General features: G+C 69.2%; 13 protein-coding genes. 5 read left to right on the top strand and 8 right to left on the bottom strand.

What is annotated here, in order from left to right; all coding sequences use genetic code 11:
* Positions 1-53: 53 nt before the first annotated feature.
* A complete protein-coding gene (locus tag ACNJ7K_RS14030; protein WP_159417952.1) occupies positions 54-695 on the top strand; it encodes a hypothetical protein in 642 nt (213 codons plus the stop codon).
* Positions 696-732: 37 nt separating this feature from the next.
* Here ACNJ7K_RS14030 and ligA read toward each other — a convergent pair whose 3' ends face one another.
* The 8 genes from ligA to ACNJ7K_RS13990 form a co-directional block, all read right to left on the bottom strand.
* Positions 733-2,841 carry an NAD-dependent DNA ligase LigA gene (ligA, locus tag ACNJ7K_RS14025; protein WP_487041828.1) on the bottom strand — a complete coding sequence of 703 codons (2,109 nt, stop codon included), beginning with the start codon at positions 2,839-2,841 and terminating at the stop codon, positions 733-735.
* A gap of 37 nt (positions 2,842-2,878) precedes the next feature.
* The gene (locus ACNJ7K_RS14020; protein WP_487041827.1) at positions 2,879-3,904 is read right to left on the bottom strand and encodes a methionine synthase; all 1,026 of its coding nucleotides are present in this window, start codon (positions 3,902-3,904) and stop codon (positions 2,879-2,881) included.
* The gene (gene mnmA / locus ACNJ7K_RS14015; protein ID WP_120279766.1) at positions 3,901-4,980 is read right to left on the bottom strand and encodes a tRNA 2-thiouridine(34) synthase MnmA; all 1,080 of its coding nucleotides are present in this window, start codon (positions 4,978-4,980) and stop codon (positions 3,901-3,903) included. The genes ACNJ7K_RS14020 and mnmA overlap by 4 nt, the downstream gene beginning before the upstream one ends.
* Entirely contained in the window at positions 4,977-6,212 is a 1,236-nt protein-coding gene (locus ACNJ7K_RS14010; protein ID WP_487041826.1) for a cysteine desulfurase family protein, read from the bottom strand. Before ACNJ7K_RS14010 ends, mnmA begins: the two co-directional genes overlap by 4 nt.
* A 57-nt stretch (positions 6,213-6,269) precedes the next feature.
* On the bottom strand, positions 6,270-7,124 hold the full coding sequence (locus ACNJ7K_RS14005; RefSeq protein ID WP_487041825.1) for a lysophospholipid acyltransferase family protein: 855 nt from the start codon (positions 7,122-7,124) through the stop codon (positions 6,270-6,272).
* Positions 7,125-7,156: 32 nt separating this feature from the next.
* Positions 7,157-7,987: a GNAT family N-acetyltransferase gene (locus tag ACNJ7K_RS14000; RefSeq protein ID WP_487041824.1), complete on the bottom strand. Its 831-nt coding sequence runs from the start codon at positions 7,985-7,987 to the stop codon at positions 7,157-7,159.
* Positions 7,988-8,135: 148 nt separating this feature from the next.
* Positions 8,136-9,092, bottom strand: a complete 957-nt coding sequence (locus tag ACNJ7K_RS13995) for an electron transfer flavoprotein subunit alpha/FixB family protein (protein ID WP_006554564.1) — start codon at positions 9,090-9,092, stop codon at positions 8,136-8,138.
* Positions 9,093-9,137: 45 nt separating this feature from the next.
* Complete coding sequence (locus ACNJ7K_RS13990; protein WP_019288406.1) at positions 9,138-9,923, bottom strand: electron transfer flavoprotein subunit beta/FixA family protein; 786 nt, start codon at positions 9,921-9,923, stop codon at positions 9,138-9,140.
* Between the two features lie 223 nt (positions 9,924-10,146).
* On the opposite strand from ACNJ7K_RS13990, the gene ACNJ7K_RS13985 reads away from it, so the two are divergent.
* From ACNJ7K_RS13985 to ACNJ7K_RS13970, 4 genes are read left to right on the top strand one after another with little or no spacing between them, the layout of a single operon-like run.
* Complete coding sequence (locus tag ACNJ7K_RS13985) at positions 10,147-10,947, top strand: class I SAM-dependent methyltransferase (RefSeq protein WP_487041823.1); 801 nt, start codon at positions 10,147-10,149, stop codon at positions 10,945-10,947.
* Between the two features lie 26 nt (positions 10,948-10,973).
* On the top strand, positions 10,974-12,494 hold the full coding sequence (locus ACNJ7K_RS13980; protein WP_487041851.1) for a 1,4-alpha-glucan branching protein domain-containing protein: 1,521 nt from the start codon (positions 10,974-10,976) through the stop codon (positions 12,492-12,494).
* The gene (locus tag ACNJ7K_RS13975; RefSeq protein ID WP_487041822.1) at positions 12,491-13,738 is read left to right on the top strand and encodes a glycosyltransferase family 4 protein; all 1,248 of its coding nucleotides are present in this window, start codon (positions 12,491-12,493) and stop codon (positions 13,736-13,738) included. Before ACNJ7K_RS13980 ends, ACNJ7K_RS13975 begins: the two co-directional genes overlap by 4 nt.
* Positions 13,735-14,277: a GNAT family N-acetyltransferase gene (locus ACNJ7K_RS13970; protein WP_487041821.1), complete on the top strand. Its 543-nt coding sequence runs from the start codon at positions 13,735-13,737 to the stop codon at positions 14,275-14,277. The genes ACNJ7K_RS13975 and ACNJ7K_RS13970 overlap by 4 nt, the downstream gene beginning before the upstream one ends.
* Positions 14,278-14,284: the final 7 nt, after the last annotated feature.

Raw genomic sequence — 14,284 nt, 5'->3', positions numbered from 1 at the left:
ATAGCTTCTTCCGAAAACGCACAAATTTCCGATCTCCGACTTATACTGCGCCAATGCTGATTCACCCGACATTGCGCATGCAGTCCTGGGGATTCGCCATCGGGGCCGCCCTGTTCGCATTGGGTTCGGCACCCGGAATTGCAACGCTTCTCGGCACCGCCGGTGCAAATACTTCGTTCTTCGTGGGTTCCTGGTTCTTCACGGGTGCAGCATTCGTCCAGTTGATGCTCAGTGGGCCGGCCACCGTTTCCGACAAGGGCAACCCGGCGATCCGCGCCGACTGGCTCGCGTCGCTGATCCAGTTCATCGGGACACTGTTGTTCAACGTCAGCACGGGAGCAGCCCTGCACGCCCACACCGTCAAGGGTGAGATGCACCTGGTGTGGAACCCCAATCTCGAAGGGTCCCTGTGCTTCCTGGTGTCGAGCGCTATCGCGTGCGCGATCCTCTGGCGGTCCGGCTCGCATTGGGCGCCGCGCTCGAAGGACTGGATCAGCGGGTGGCTGAACATGCTCGGATCGATCGCCTTCGGGGTCTCCGCCGTCGGTTCGTTCGTCCTCGACGACGGAAACACTCTCGACCCGAGCCTGGCCAACGTCGGCACATTCGTCGGGGCGATCTGCTTCCTGCTCGCCGCGGCGGTGTTCCTCGGCAGGCGCAGCGCCGAGGAACCCGAATCCGCAACGGCCACCTGAGAATCCGCCGACAGGGCACCTGCCGGCGGAAAGCGTCTCAGTTCTCCCCTTCGCGCCCTTCGAGATAGGCGCGAGCAGCGTCCGGTCCCTCGTCGAGCAGGATACGGAAACCGTCCTCGTCGAGCACGGGTACTCCGAGATCGGCGGCCTTGTCGGCCTTCGAACCCGGGTTGTCGCCGATGACGACGAAAGCCGTCTTCTTCGACACCGATCCGGCGGCCTTGCCTCCGCGCGCGAGGACTGCCTCCTTGGCCTGGTCGCGGGAGAATCCCGCGAGCGTGCCCGTGACCACGATCGACAGTCCTTCGAGGGTTCGTGGAATGGATTCGTCCCGTTCGTCGGCCATCCGCACGCCGGCTGCCGCCCACTTGTCGACGATGGCGACGTGCCAGTCGACGGTGAACCAGTCGGTCACCGCCGCGGCGATCGTCGGTCCGACGCCCTCGACGGCCGCGAGCTCGTCGACGGACGCGGCCCGGATCCGGTCGAGGCTGCCGAACTCGGTGGCCAGCGCACGCGCAGCGGTAGGTCCGACGTGCCGGATCGACAGGGCGACGAGCACGCGCCAGAGCGGCTGTTCCTTCGCCTTGTCGAGGTTCTGCAGCAGGCGTTCGCCGTTCTTCGACAGCACGCCCTTGGTGGTGCGGAAGAACGGGATACGTTCGAGATCTTCCGTCGTGAGGGAGAACAGGTCGCCCTCGTCGACGATGATCTTCCCCTCGAGCAGTGCCGTGGCCGCCTCGTAGCCGAGCGCTTCGATGTCGAACGCTCCCCTGCCCGCGACGTGGAAGACCCGCTCGCGCAACTGCGCCGGGCACGACCGCGAGTTGGGGCAGCGCAGGTCGACGTCGCCCTCCTTCGCCGGGGCGAGGGTGGTACCGCATTCGGGGCACTGCGTGGGCATCTCGAAGGCGTACTCGGAACCGTCGCGCAGGTCGACGACCGGGCCGAGCACTTCCGGGATCACGTCGCCGGCCTTGCGGATGACCACGGTGTCGCCGATGAGCACGCCCTTGCGCGCCACCTCGGACGCGTTGTGCAGCGTCGCCAGCGAGACGGTGGACCCGGCGACGGTGACCGGCTCCATGTAGGCGAAGGGGGTCACGCGTCCGGTGCGCCCGACGCTGACGCGGATGTCGAGGAGCTTGGTGGTGACCTCCTCCGGCGGGTACTTGTAGGCGATCGCCCACCGCGGGGCGCGGGACGTGGCACCGAGGCGGCGGTGCAGCCCCATGTCGTCGATCTTGACCACCAGGCCGTCGATCTCGTGTTCGATGTCGTGGCGGTGTTCGCCCCAGTAGCGCATCCGCTCGACGACCGCCTCGGCGCCCTGCACGCGAACGGTGTGCGGGGAGACGGGCAGGCCCCAGGCCGCGAAGGCCGCGTAGGCGTCGGATTGCGAGCGGGGTTGGAAGCCCTCCATGCGGCCGTAGCCGTGGCAGTACATGCGCAGACGCCGGCGCGCGGTGACGGCCGGGTTCTTCTGCCGGAGGGAACCGGCGGCGGAATTGCGGGGATTCGCGAAGGGCGGCTTGCCCTCGGCCACCAGCCCGGCGTTGAGAGTCTGGAAGTCCTCGAGCCGGAAGAACACCTCGCCACGCACTTCGAGCAATGTCGGAATCGGGTATTCGCCGGTGCCGGTGAGCTTTTCGGGAACGTCGTCGATCGTGCGGGCGTTGAGGGTGACGTCCTCCCCGGTACGCCCGTCGCCGCGGGTGGCCGCGCGGACGATTTTGCCGTTCTCGTAGACGAGGCTGAGCGCCACGCCGTCGATCTTCACCTCGCACAGATAGTCGGGGTGGGTGCCGGTCTCGGCCTCGGCGCGCGAGAGCCACGCGCGCAGTTCGTCCTCGTCGAAGACGTTGTCGAGGCTGAGCATGCGTTCGAGATGCTCGACGGCACCGAACTCGGTGGCGAAGCCGCCGCCGACCAGCTGGGTGGGCGAATCCGGCGTGCGGAGTTCGGTGTACTGCTCCTCGAGTGCCTGCAGTTCGCCGAGGAGCGCGTCGAACTGACCGTCGGAGATGATGGGGGCGTCGCGCACGTAATAGCGGAACTGATGCTCGCGCACCTGTTCGGCGAGATCCTGCCAGCGCTCACGCGCCTCCGGAGGAGCGGTGATGGGTGCGTCCGTCGGTTCACTCACAGCCTGCAAGCCTAGTCGAGGGGACCGACCGGAATACTCAGAGCGTGTCGGCTTCCTCGGCGAAGGCCGACGCGACGTCGCGCAGCGAACGCAGGGCGGCCCGTGCTCCCTCCGTGGAGGCCGAGGCCAGCCCGCAGACCGGGCTCACCGCCACCGATTGCAGCACCTTCCGGGGGAAGCCGAGCCGGTCGATCAGTTCGACGGCCGGTGCCGCGTACTCGCGCCAGCCCGTCGAGGCCGATGCGGTGGCGGGCACGAGCCCCAGGATCGGGACCGTGCCGGAGTCGAACAGTTCGCCGAGTCCGTCGAGGTCGGAGCGTCGCACGCGTCCGACGTCGAAGGCCACGGCGTCGGCAGCGCTGCGTCGCAGGAAGTCGGCCGGGAAGGTGCCCGCGCAGCAGTGCACCGCGACGGAGAGCCCGGTGCCCCGGATCGTCGTGTCGAGCACGTCCAGCGCTTCCGGGTCCGGCACGGCAGGGACGGTCTCGAGGACGGTCCGGCCCTTCAGCGTTCCGGCGAGCACGTCCGGCAACGACGGTTCGTCGAGTTGCGCGACGACGCGCACCCCGAGCCGGCGGGTGATCTCGGCGGCGTGTCGGGCCAGGCCCTCCGCGAGCGATTCGGCCAGGTCGCGGACGGCGCCACGGTCGGTGAGCACCCGTCGTCCGGTGGCGAGTTCGACGTGAGCGGCGAGGGTCAGCGGCCCGGCGGCCTGCACCTTCACGGGACGGTCGGCGGCCGGTCCGGCGCGTTCCCAGGCCTCTTCGAGCGCGTCGAGGTCCTGGGCGAGCAGGTCGCGCGCCCGGGCGGCCACGCCGCCGCGTCGCGACACGAGGCGGTAGCCGGTGGTCGAGGTGTCGAGGTACATGTCGACGAGCAGGGCGCTGACCCGCCCGATCATGTCGGCACCGAGGCCGCGTGCCGGCAGTTCGACGAGGTGGGGCAGATCCATGAGTTCGCCGACGACGACCGCCGCGGCCTCACGCGGGTCCGTCCCGGGCCACGAACCGATGCCTGTCGCGAGACCGGACCACACCTCGCGGCCGGTGGCAGGTGCGGTCACCGGTCCCCTGCCGTGATGGTGCCGCTGCCGAGGACGATGTCGCCCGCGGCGTCGGGCCGGTACAGCACGGCGGCCTGACCGGCGGCGACACCGGTGAGCGGTTCGCGCAGCGAGATCTCGATGCCCGGACCCACCGCTTCGGCGACGGCCGGGGCCAGGCCACCGTGGGCGCGGACCTGGACGACGCACTCGATCGGTCCGACAGGAGCGGTGCCGGATGTCCACACGGCGCGTTCGGCCCGGATCGACTCGACCTTCAACTGTTCGGCGCTGCCGACCCGGACGGTGCCGCTCTCCGGTTCGATCGCGGTGACGTAGCGGGGGCGGCCGTCCGGCCCGGGCCCGGCGATACCGAGTCCCTTGCGCTGGCCGATGGTGAAACCGTGCACGCCCTCGTGCTGCGCGAGCACCTCACCCGAACGGTCGTCCACGACGGCGCCGGGACGCACACCGATCCGGGCCCCGAGGAAGGCGCGGGTGTCGCCCGACGGGATGAAGCAGATGTCGTGACTGTCGGGCTTGTTCGCCACCGCGAGTCCGCGTTCGGCGGCCTCCTCGCGGATCCGGCTCTTGGGGGTGTCGCCGACGGGGAACACCGCGCGCGACAACTGCTCCGCGGTGAGCACGGCGAGCACGTACGACTGGTCCTTGTCGGCGTCGACGGCGCGACGCAGCACCCCGTCGTTCAATTGCGCGTAGTGACCGGTGGCGACGGCGTCGAAGCCGAGCGCGACGGCACGGTCGGCGAGCGCCGAGAACTTGATCTTCTCGTTGCAGCGCAGGCACGGGTTCGGGGTCTCGCCGGCGGCGTAGGACGCGACGAAGTCGTCGATCACGTCCTCCTTGAAGCGGTCTGCGAAATCCCAGACGTAGAAGGGAATTCCGAGCACGTCGGCGGCGCGGCGGGCGTCGCCGGCGTCCTCCTTCGAGCAGCATCCGCGCGAGCCGGTGCGCAGTGTGCCCGGCGCGGTCGACAACGCGAGATGCACTCCCACGACGTCGTGTCCGGCCTCGACCATGCGGGCGGCGGCGACCGCCGAGTCCACACCGCCGCTCATTGCCGCAAGAATCCTCATCTCCGGTCACCTCCTCGTCCACCGGCGCTCGCCAGTCCGGCGGCGCGAGCCCTGTCCACCACGGAAGGGAGAGTTTCGATCAGTTTGTCGATGTCACTGCGGGTTGTGGTGTGCCCCAACGAGAATCGGAGCGAACCGCGTGCCGTGATCGGGTCCGCCCCCATCGCGACGAGTACGTGACTCGCCCGCGCGACCCCGGCGGTGCACGCCGAACCGGTCGAGCATTCGATACCGGCCGCGTCGAGCAACATCAGCAGCGAATCCCCTTCGCATCCGGGGAACGTGAAGTGCGCGTTGCTGGGCAGTCGTCCGGCCTCGCGAGGACCGTTGAGGATCGCGTCGGGGATCGCCGCCTCGACACCCGCGACGAGAAGATCGCGCAGGTGCGCGAGTTCGGCGGTGCGGCCGGGCAGATCCGAGGTGACCTCGCGCAGCGCGGCGGCCATCGCCACGATGGACGCGGTGTCCTGCGTCCCGGACCGCACGTCGCGTTCGTGGCCCCCACCGTGGGCGAGCGGCACGCACGGTACCTGCCTGCCGAGCAGCAGCGCTCCCGCTCCCTGCGGACCACCGAACTTGTGAGCGGCCAGGGTCAGTGCCGCCAGTCCGCTCGCGGTGAAGTCGACCGGGAGATGCGCGACCGCCTGCACGGCGTCGCTGTGCATCGGGACGTCGAACTCGGCGGCGACCGCAGCGAGTTCGGTGATCGGCATGACGGTGCCGACCTCGTTGTTCGCCCACATCACGGACACGAGGGCGACCTCGTCGGCGTGGCGCGAGAGTTCCTCGCGGAGCGTGGTGGGATCGACGCGGCCGGACCCGTCCACCGGCAGCCACGTCACTTGGGCGTCCTCGTGCTCGACGAGCCATTCGACGGCGTCGAGCACGGCGTGGTGTTCGACCGCACTCGCGAGGATCCGGCGACGCCGGGGGTCCTGGGCGCGGCGTCCCCAATAGATGCCCTTGACGGCCAGATTGTCGCCCTCGGTGCCACCGGAGACGAAGATCACCTCGGAGGGTCGGGCGCCGAGGGCGGCCGCAATCGACTCCCGCGATTCCTCGACGCGCCGGCGCGCTGCGCGCCCCGATCCGTGCAGGGAGGATGCGTTTCCGACGGTGGTGAGGACCGACGTCATCGCCTCGACGGCCGCAGGAAGCATCGGCGTCGTCGCGGCGTGATCGAGGTAGACGGTCGTGGAGGTACCGGAGGGACCGGCGGCGGGCGAGGTCATGACCGATCCAGGATAGCGGGTCGGCGCAGGTGCCCGCCGCGCTCAGGGGGTCGCCCGTCAGGCGGCGTCCACCGTCCGTGCCGCTCCACCGACCGGTGAGCCGCCGACCGGCAGGAACGTCACGGCCTCGACCGGGCGCTCGTCACGGACCGCGCGGGCGCATCGGGCTGCGAGATCGTGCCGGTCCCGACCCGGATGTTCGAGCGGAGCGAGCACGACTTCGACGACGACACCGCGGTTCCGGATCATCCGCCGGATCGAGGAACCTATCGTCTCGTCGCCGACGAAGGCCGGCACGGCGGTGAGCTCTCCCCCGCGCTCGCCGTATCGCAGGCCCACGGGCTGGACGGGGCACTGCGCGTCCACGGCCGCCTGCAGCAGTGCGGGGCGGAAACCGCCGAGGGACCGGCCGCATCGGGTCGTGCCCTCGGGGAAGACCGCGACGCGTCCACCCTCCACCAGGCGGGTGTGAACTCGCTCGATCACGTCGGGCAGCAGTCGCAATCGTTCCCGTTCGATGGTGATGACACGCATCCGGCGTGCGAGTGCGCCCAGCAGACCCCAGTCGAGCAGATCCGCTCGTGCGACGAACTCCGCGGGAGCGACCGCGGTGAGGACGAGGACATCCGTCCACGAGACGTGCGGCGCAACGACGAGCACGCCCCCTGCGTGCGCCCGCCGGTCACGCCGGTCGTCGATCGTCGGACGGATGCCTACGCACCACAACAACACGCGCGCACTGCGGCGCACCGCGCTCTCCCGACACGTCGCGGGAATCATCCGCCCGGCCGGCAGGAGCGGCACCATCATCAGCACGACCGTGACGATCGCGATGCGCAACCACACCGTCGGCAGACCCACACGGTCCGTCCTGTCCGGCAGGCACCGGATCCCGCACGGACTCGACGGCATCCACGCGTGCACCGGTGTCGTACCGGCCCGAGTCACCACGGCCCCCGCTCGGCACGCTCGGCGGCCGCGCGCAGGCGGGCGAGATAACGGGTGTCCGCCCGGTCCACGGCGAGGACCGCGACGAAGTCGGCTACCCCGAAGTCCGGGTCGTGGGCCGGTTCACCACAGATCCGGGCACCGAGCCGCAGGTATCCGCGCAGGAGCGGCGGGACGACCGGGCGCGGCAACGGAACGATCTCGTCGAGCGGGTGGCCGTCGACCATCACGGGATTCAGCGGTCGGACCCGCGCTGCGGGTTCGACGGCGTGTCGTTCGAGCAGCAGGTCGCGCACGGCCCGGACGTTCGATGCCTCGGGTTCGTCGGGCGTCGTGCGCATGGGCACCGAGACGCATCCGACGACCTCGTTGTGTCCGGTCGCCTCGAGATAATGCAGGATGCCGGCCCACATCAGGGTCAGGACCGACCCGGAACGGTGGGCGGGATCGACGCAGGCCCTGCCCATCTCCACCAGGCCGCGCCCGTGTGGGTCGAGTGCGGAGAGATCGAATTCGGTGGCGGTGTAGTACCCACCGGCCTCGCGGGCGGCTTCGGGCGGCAGCATCCGGTAACAGCCGACGACGTCGTCGGTGACCCGATCGCGCACCAGCACGTGGTCGCAGAACTCGTCGAACCGGTCGGCGTCGGATCCGTCCCCCGCATCGGGGATCCGGAAGCCGGGTTCACCGGAGAAGACCCGGTACCGAAGACGTTGCGCAGCCAGGCGATCCGACGCTTCGGTCGACACGACGAGGGAGTAGCGGGGGCCGGACAGGACGGGAGCGGTGAATCCACTCGGGCGGTACAGCACCGGCGATGTGGTCATGCCCCAAGGTGTAACGACCGTGGGAGGCGCGTCGGCGGCGACGGGGTGTCGCGGCGATGCATCGCCGATGAACACTCCCGCAGAATGCACGCGGCCCCGCTCCTTTCGAAGGAGCGGGGCCGCGCAGGGATCGATCTGCCGGAGCGGATCAGCCCTTGTGCTTCTTGACCTCTTCGGTCAGCTGCGGAGCGACGTTGAACAGGTCGCCGACGACGCCGTAGTCCGCGATCTCGAAGATCGGAGCCTCTTCGTCCTTGTTGACGGCGACGATGGTCTTCGACGTCTGCATGCCGGCGCGGTGCTGGATGGCGCCGGAGATGCCGAGCGCGACGTACAGCTGCGGGGAGACCGTCTTACCGGTCTGACCGACCTGGAACTGGCCCGGGTAGTAGCCCGAGTCGACGGCGGCGCGGGAAGCACCGACGGCGGCACCGAGCGAGTCGGCGAGCTCCTCGACGACGGAGAACTTGTCGGCCGAACCGACACCGCGGCCACCGGAGACGACGATCGACGCCTCGGTCAGCTCCGGACGGTCGCCGCCGACGATCGGATCGCGCGAGACGATCTTCACGGCGTTCTCTTCCTGGGCCGGAACCTCGACGGCCACGCGCTCGGCGGCGGCAGCCTCGGGCTTGGCCTCGATGGCACCCGGGCGGATGGAGATCACGGGGACCTCACCGTTGGCCTTGGCGTCGACGGTGAACGCGCCACCGAAGATCGAGTGCACGGCGGAGCCGTCGGCCTTGACGTCGACGACATCGACGAGCAGACCGGAGCCGATGCGGGCGGCGAGGCGGCCCGACACCTCCTTGCCCTCGACGGACGCGGCGGTGATGACGGCGGCGGGGCTGGTGGACTCGACGAGCGACGCGAGGACGTCGACCTTCGGGGTCACCAGGTAGTTGTCGACGTCTTCGGACTCGGCGGCGTAGACCTTGACCGCACCGGCGGCGGCGAGGGCGTCCTGCAGCGCGTCGGCGGTGCCGGGGGCACCTGCAACGACGGCGGAGGGCTCGCCGAGCACACGCGCGGCGGTGATGAGTTCGGTGCTGACCTTCTTGAGCGCGCCCTCGGCATGCTCGACGAGCACGAGTACTTCTGCCATTACTACTTCTCTCCTAGATATGTCAGATGTTGTCGCGGGGCGCGATCAGATGATCTTCTGGCCGACCAGGTACTGAGCGATCTTGCTGCCGCCGTCGCCCTCGTCGGTGACGCGCTCACCCGCGGTGCGCGGGGGCTTCGGGGTCACACCGGTGACGGTGGACGCAGCGTTCGCAACACCGAAGATCTCGGGATCGAGACCGATATCGGCGAGGGTGAGGGTCTGAACTTCCTTCTTCTTGGCGGCCATGATGCCCTTGAAGGAGGGGAAGCGGGGCTCGTTGATCTTCTCGGTGACCGAGACGATGGCGGGGAGCGGAGCCTCGATGCCGAAGACGCCCTCGTCGGTCTCGCGCTCGCCGGAGGCCTTGCCGTCCGCGATCGTGAGCTTGCGCAGGTGCGTCAGGTGGGGCAGGCCCAGGTACTCGGCGATGATCGCGGGCACGGCGCCCACGCGACCGTCGGTGGCCTCGTTACCGGCGATGACCAGCTCGACACCCTCGATCTGGCCGAGTGCAGCGGCGATCGCGTACGCGGTCTGGATCGAGTCGGAGCCGTGCATGGCGGGATCGTTGAGGTGGATCGCCTTGTCGGCGCCCATGGACAGCGCCTTGCGGATGGCGTCGGTGGCGCGGTCCGGGCCCGCGGTCAGAACGGTGACCTCGCCGCCGTCGCGCTCCTTGATGAGCAGAGCTTCCTCGACGGCGCGCTCGTTGATCTCGTCGAGCACGGCGTCGGCGGCCTCACGGTCGAGCGTGTAGTCGCCGTCGCTGAGCTTGCGCTCGGACCACGTGTCGGGGACCTGCTTGATCAAAACGACGATGTTCGTCATGGGTCTGCGTCGACCTCCTGTGTGTAGCTGCCTTTGGTCGGCAAGGCGCTGCCTGAACCGAGCACTCGTGTCTTTCGCACGGCGTGTGCGATAGATTATCAGCCGCTAAGTTACCAGCCAGTAACTTGACGGGATTCCCGGTTCACCATAGCCGTACGAAAGGACGACGAAACCTGTGATCTGGAACACCGGAGACCACCCCTCCGGGGAGAGGTCTAATGTCGTGGCGGTGAGCGACACCCCCGCCCGCGCCGATGACGCGCACACCCTCCCCCTCACCGGCGAACGGACGGTCCCCGGCATCGCCGAGGAGAACTATTGGTTCCGACGTCACGAGGTCGTCTACCAGCACTTTCTCTCCCGTTGTGGGAACCGGACCGTGCTCGAGGCCGGTGCCGGCGAAGGCTACGGAGCCGACATGATCGCCGACGTGGCGACGCGCGTGATCGGCCTCGACTACGACGAGAGCGCCGTCGCACACATCCGCGCGCGCTACCCCCGCGTGGACATCCGGCACGGAAATCTCGCCGAACTTCCCCTCGAGGACGAATCGGTCGATACGGTCGTGAACTTCCAGGTGATCGAGCATCTGTGGGATCAGACACAGTTCCTACGCGAATGTCACCGCGTTCTCACCCCCGGCGGCGAGTTGCTGATCAGCACTCCCAACCGCATCACCTTCTCCCCCGGCCGCGACACCCCGCTCAACCCCTTCCACACCCGTGAGCTGAACGCCGCCGAACTGACCGAACTTCTCGAGGACGCCGGCTTCCGCGTCGAACTCATGACCGGCGTGCACCACGGCCCCACGCTGCGCGCACTCGATGCCAAGCACAGCGGATCGTTCATCGATGCCCAGATCGAACGCGCCCTCGCCGGACAACCGTGGCCGGACGATCTCACCGCCGACGTCGCCATGGTCTCCACCGACGACTTCACCATCGTCCCCGAGAACATCGACGCCAGCCTCGATCTCGTCGCGATCGCCGTGAAGGACCCCGCAGCGAAGGACACCGCTCCGTGAGTGCCGCATCATCTCGCGAACCCGGCATGTTCGCGCTCGTCCTCCACTCCCACCTCCCGTGGCTCGCCCATCACGGCCGGTGGCCCGTCGGCGAGGAATGGCTCTACCAGTCGTGGGCAGCGACCTATCTGCCCGTCACCGACGTCCTGCGGCGGCTCGCCGCCGAAGGCCGGACCCGGATGCTCACACTCGGCATCACCCCGGTACTGGCCGCGCAACTCGACGACCCGCACTGCCTCGCCGGAATGCACCACTGGCTCGGCAACTGGCAGCTGCGCGCGCACGAGGCCGCCGGCATGCGGGAGGAGTCCTACCGCGCGCTCGGCGCCCGCGAGCACCGCGCCGCCACTGCCGCACTGGAGGACTTCGAAACCCATTGGCGCCACGGCGGATCCCCCGTCGTGCGACAACTGATCGACGCCGACGCGATCGAACTGCTCGGTGGCCCCCTCGCCCATCCGTTCCAGCCCCTCCTCGACCCGCGACTGCGCGCCTTCTCCCTGTCCGAGGGTCTCGCCGACGCGCACGCCCGCTGGAACCATCGCCCGCGCGGCATCTGGGGTCCGGAATGCGGTTACACCCCGGGCATGGAGAAGGGTTACGCCGCAGCGGGAGTCGAGCACTTCATGGTCGACGGTCCCGCGCTGCGCGGCGACACCTCGCTCGGCCGCACGGTCCGCGACTCGGACGTCGTATGTTTCGGCCGCGACCTGCAAGTCTCGTATCGCGTGTGGTCGCCGAAGTCCGGCTATCCCGGCCACTCCGCCTACCGCGACTTCCACACCTACTGCCACGACACCGGACTCAAGCCGTCCCGCGTCACGGGCCGCACGGTGCCCTCCCACGAGAAGGCCCCCTACGACCCCGAACTCGCGTCACAGGCCGTCGACCGGCACGTCGCCGACTTCGTCGAGACCGTCCGGCAGCGACTGCGCAGCGAATCCGACCGCATCGGCCGGGACGCACTCGTCGTCGCGGCCTTCGACACGGAACTGTTCGGTCACTGGTGGTTCGAGGGCCCGATCTTCCTCGAACGACTGCTCCGCGCTCTTCCCGAGGCCGGCATCGAGGTGGGTACCCTCGCCGATGCGCGCGACCGCGGATATGTCGGTGCCTCCGTCGATCTCGAGAACTCGTCGTGGGGGTCGGGCAAGGACTGGCGGGTCTGGGCCGGCGACCAGGTCGCCGATCTCGTGCGTCTCAACGACGAGGTGGTGCGCACGACCCTCGACAGCATCGACAAGTCCCGCGAGCAGAGCACGTCGTCGGTCGCGCTCCGCAACCGCGTGCACGACCAGATGGTGCGCGAAGCGCTGCTGACGGTCTCCAGCGACTGGGCGTTCATGGTCAGCAAGGACACTGCCGCCGCCTACGCCCGCGACCGCGCGCACAAACACGCCCACGCCCTGCGTGAGATCGCCGAGGCGGTGGATTCCGGACGCACCGAGACGGCACAGCGTCTGGCCGACGGATGGAACCGCGCCGACAATCTCTTCCCAGGACTCGACGCCCGACGACTGCCCGGACGCCACGGAGGCCCGCAATGAAGATCCTGCTCGTCTCATGGGAGTACCCACCCGTCGTCGTCGGCGGCCTGGGCAGACACGTCCACCACCTCGCCACCGAACTCGCCGCGGCGGGCAACGAAGTGGTGGTGCTGTCACGTCGCCCGACCGGAACCGATGCCTCGACCCACCCCACGATCAGCCACATCGCCGACGGCGTGCTCGTAGTCGCGGTCGCGGAGGACGCACCCCACTTCGACTTCGGCGAAGACATGATCGCCTGGACCTTGGCGATGGGCCACGCGATGGTCCGCGCCGGGATCGGACTGAGCCGTGGCGGTATCGGCGAGGGTTGGTATCCGGACGTCGTCCACGCCCACGACTGGCTCGTCGCCCACCCGGCGATCGCGCTGGCCGAGTACTTCGACGTGCCGCTCGTGTCGACCCTGCACGCGACCGAGGCCGGTCGCCACAGCGGCTGGCTGTCGGGCCGGATCAACCGGCAGGTGCATTCCGTCGAGTGGTGGCTCGCCAACGAATCCGACCGTCTCATCACGTGTTCGGCGTCGATGCACGACGAGGTCACCGAGTTGTACGGTCCGGATCTGCCGGAGATCTCGGTGATCCGCAACGGCATCGACATCACCACCTGGTCGTACCGCGAACGCGAACCGCGTCCCGGGCCGGCACGACTGCTGTACGTCGGCCGCCTCGAATACGAGAAGGGTGTGCAGGACGCGATCGCCGCGCTCCCCCGCATCCGCCGCTCGCATCCCGGCACGACCCTCGTGGTCGCCGGTGAGGGCACCCAGTTCGAGTGGCTGCGCGAGCAGGCACGCGTGCACCGCGTCGCGCGCTCGGTGAGTTTCCTCGGCAACCTCGACCACACCGAACTGCTCGGTTGGCTGCACGGCGCCGACGCGATCGTGCTGCCGAGCCGGTACGAGCCGTTCGGCATCATCGCCCTCGAGGCCGCGGCGGCGGGTACCCCGCTCATCGCCTCCACCGCCGGTGGCCTGGGCGAAGCCGTGGTCGACGGCGTGACCGGACTGTCGTTCCGGCCCGGCGACGTGGCCGGACTCGTCTCGGCCGTCCGGGAGACCCTCGACGATCCCGAGGCCGCGCAGGTACGTGCGCGGGCCGCCCGGGCACGACTGACCGACGACTTCGACTGGCGCCGCGTCGCCGAGGAGACAGCGCAGGTCTACTCGTCGGCGAAGCGGCGGGTGCGTCACCCACTCGCACGCCCCACGATTCCCCAACGTCCACTCCCGGATCGCGGATGAACGAGCAGCACACGGTCGAGGTCGAGCGCCTCGAACCGCATGAATCCGACATCGTCGCCGTCACCGAACTGCTCAACGCCGTCTACGCGGTGGCCGAGGACGGCATGTGGGTACCGGGCACCACACGGACCGACACGGACGAGATCACCCGGTACGCGCAGGAGGGCAGCATCCGCATCGCCCGCTCGCACGGCCGGGTGGTCGGCTGCATCCGCGTGACTCCGGTCGACGCGACGACGGCCGAGTTCGGGATGCTCGCCTCCGACCCGAAAGTCCGCGGCACCGGCGTCGGCCGCCTCCTGATCGACACCGTCGAGACGGAGTTCGCCGAGCGAGGTTTCGAGACGATGCAACTCGAGGTGATCCGTCCGCGCGACACCTCACACGAGTCGAAGGTGTTCCTCGACCGGCTCTACACCCGGCTCGGGTACGTGCCGGAGGAACCCGCGCCCCTCGATACGCGCCATCCGGAACTCGTTCCGGCTCTTGCGGTTCCGTGCGAGACGGTCGTGTATCGGAAGGCTCTGCGCCGATCCTGAGTCGACT

The sequence above is a fragment of the Rhodococcus shunpengi genome, assembly GCF_048381395.1.
GTDB lineage: Bacteria > Actinomycetota > Actinomycetes > Mycobacteriales > Mycobacteriaceae > Rhodococcus.
This window is presented reverse-complemented; position numbering and strand designations above follow the sequence as displayed.

Coding starts and splice junctions, on each gene's coding strand:
- ACNJ7K_RS13970 (WP_487041821.1), top strand. CDS start 13,735: ATGAACGAGCAGCACACGGTCGAGGTCGAGCGCCTCGAACCGCATGAA.
- ACNJ7K_RS13980 (WP_487041851.1), top strand. CDS start 10,974: ATGTTCGCGCTCGTCCTCCACTCCCACCTCCCGTGGCTCGCCCATCAC.
- ACNJ7K_RS14030 (WP_159417952.1), top strand. CDS start 54: ATGCTGATTCACCCGACATTGCGCATGCAGTCCTGGGGATTCGCCATC.
- ACNJ7K_RS13995 (WP_006554564.1), bottom strand. CDS start 9,092: ATGGCAGAAGTACTCGTGCTCGTCGAGCATGCCGAGGGCGCGCTCAAG.
- ACNJ7K_RS14005 (WP_487041825.1), bottom strand. CDS start 7,124: ATGCCGTCGAGTCCGTGCGGGATCCGGTGCCTGCCGGACAGGACGGAC.
- ACNJ7K_RS14010 (WP_487041826.1), bottom strand. CDS start 6,212: ATGACCTCGCCCGCCGCCGGTCCCTCCGGTACCTCCACGACCGTCTAC.
- ACNJ7K_RS13975 (WP_487041822.1), top strand. CDS start 12,491: ATGAAGATCCTGCTCGTCTCATGGGAGTACCCACCCGTCGTCGTCGGC.
- mnmA (WP_120279766.1), bottom strand. CDS start 4,980: ATGAGGATTCTTGCGGCAATGAGCGGCGGTGTGGACTCGGCGGTCGCC.
- ACNJ7K_RS13990 (WP_019288406.1), bottom strand. CDS start 9,923: ATGACGAACATCGTCGTTTTGATCAAGCAGGTCCCCGACACGTGGTCC.
- ACNJ7K_RS14000 (WP_487041824.1), bottom strand. CDS start 7,987: ATGACCACATCGCCGGTGCTGTACCGCCCGAGTGGATTCACCGCTCCC.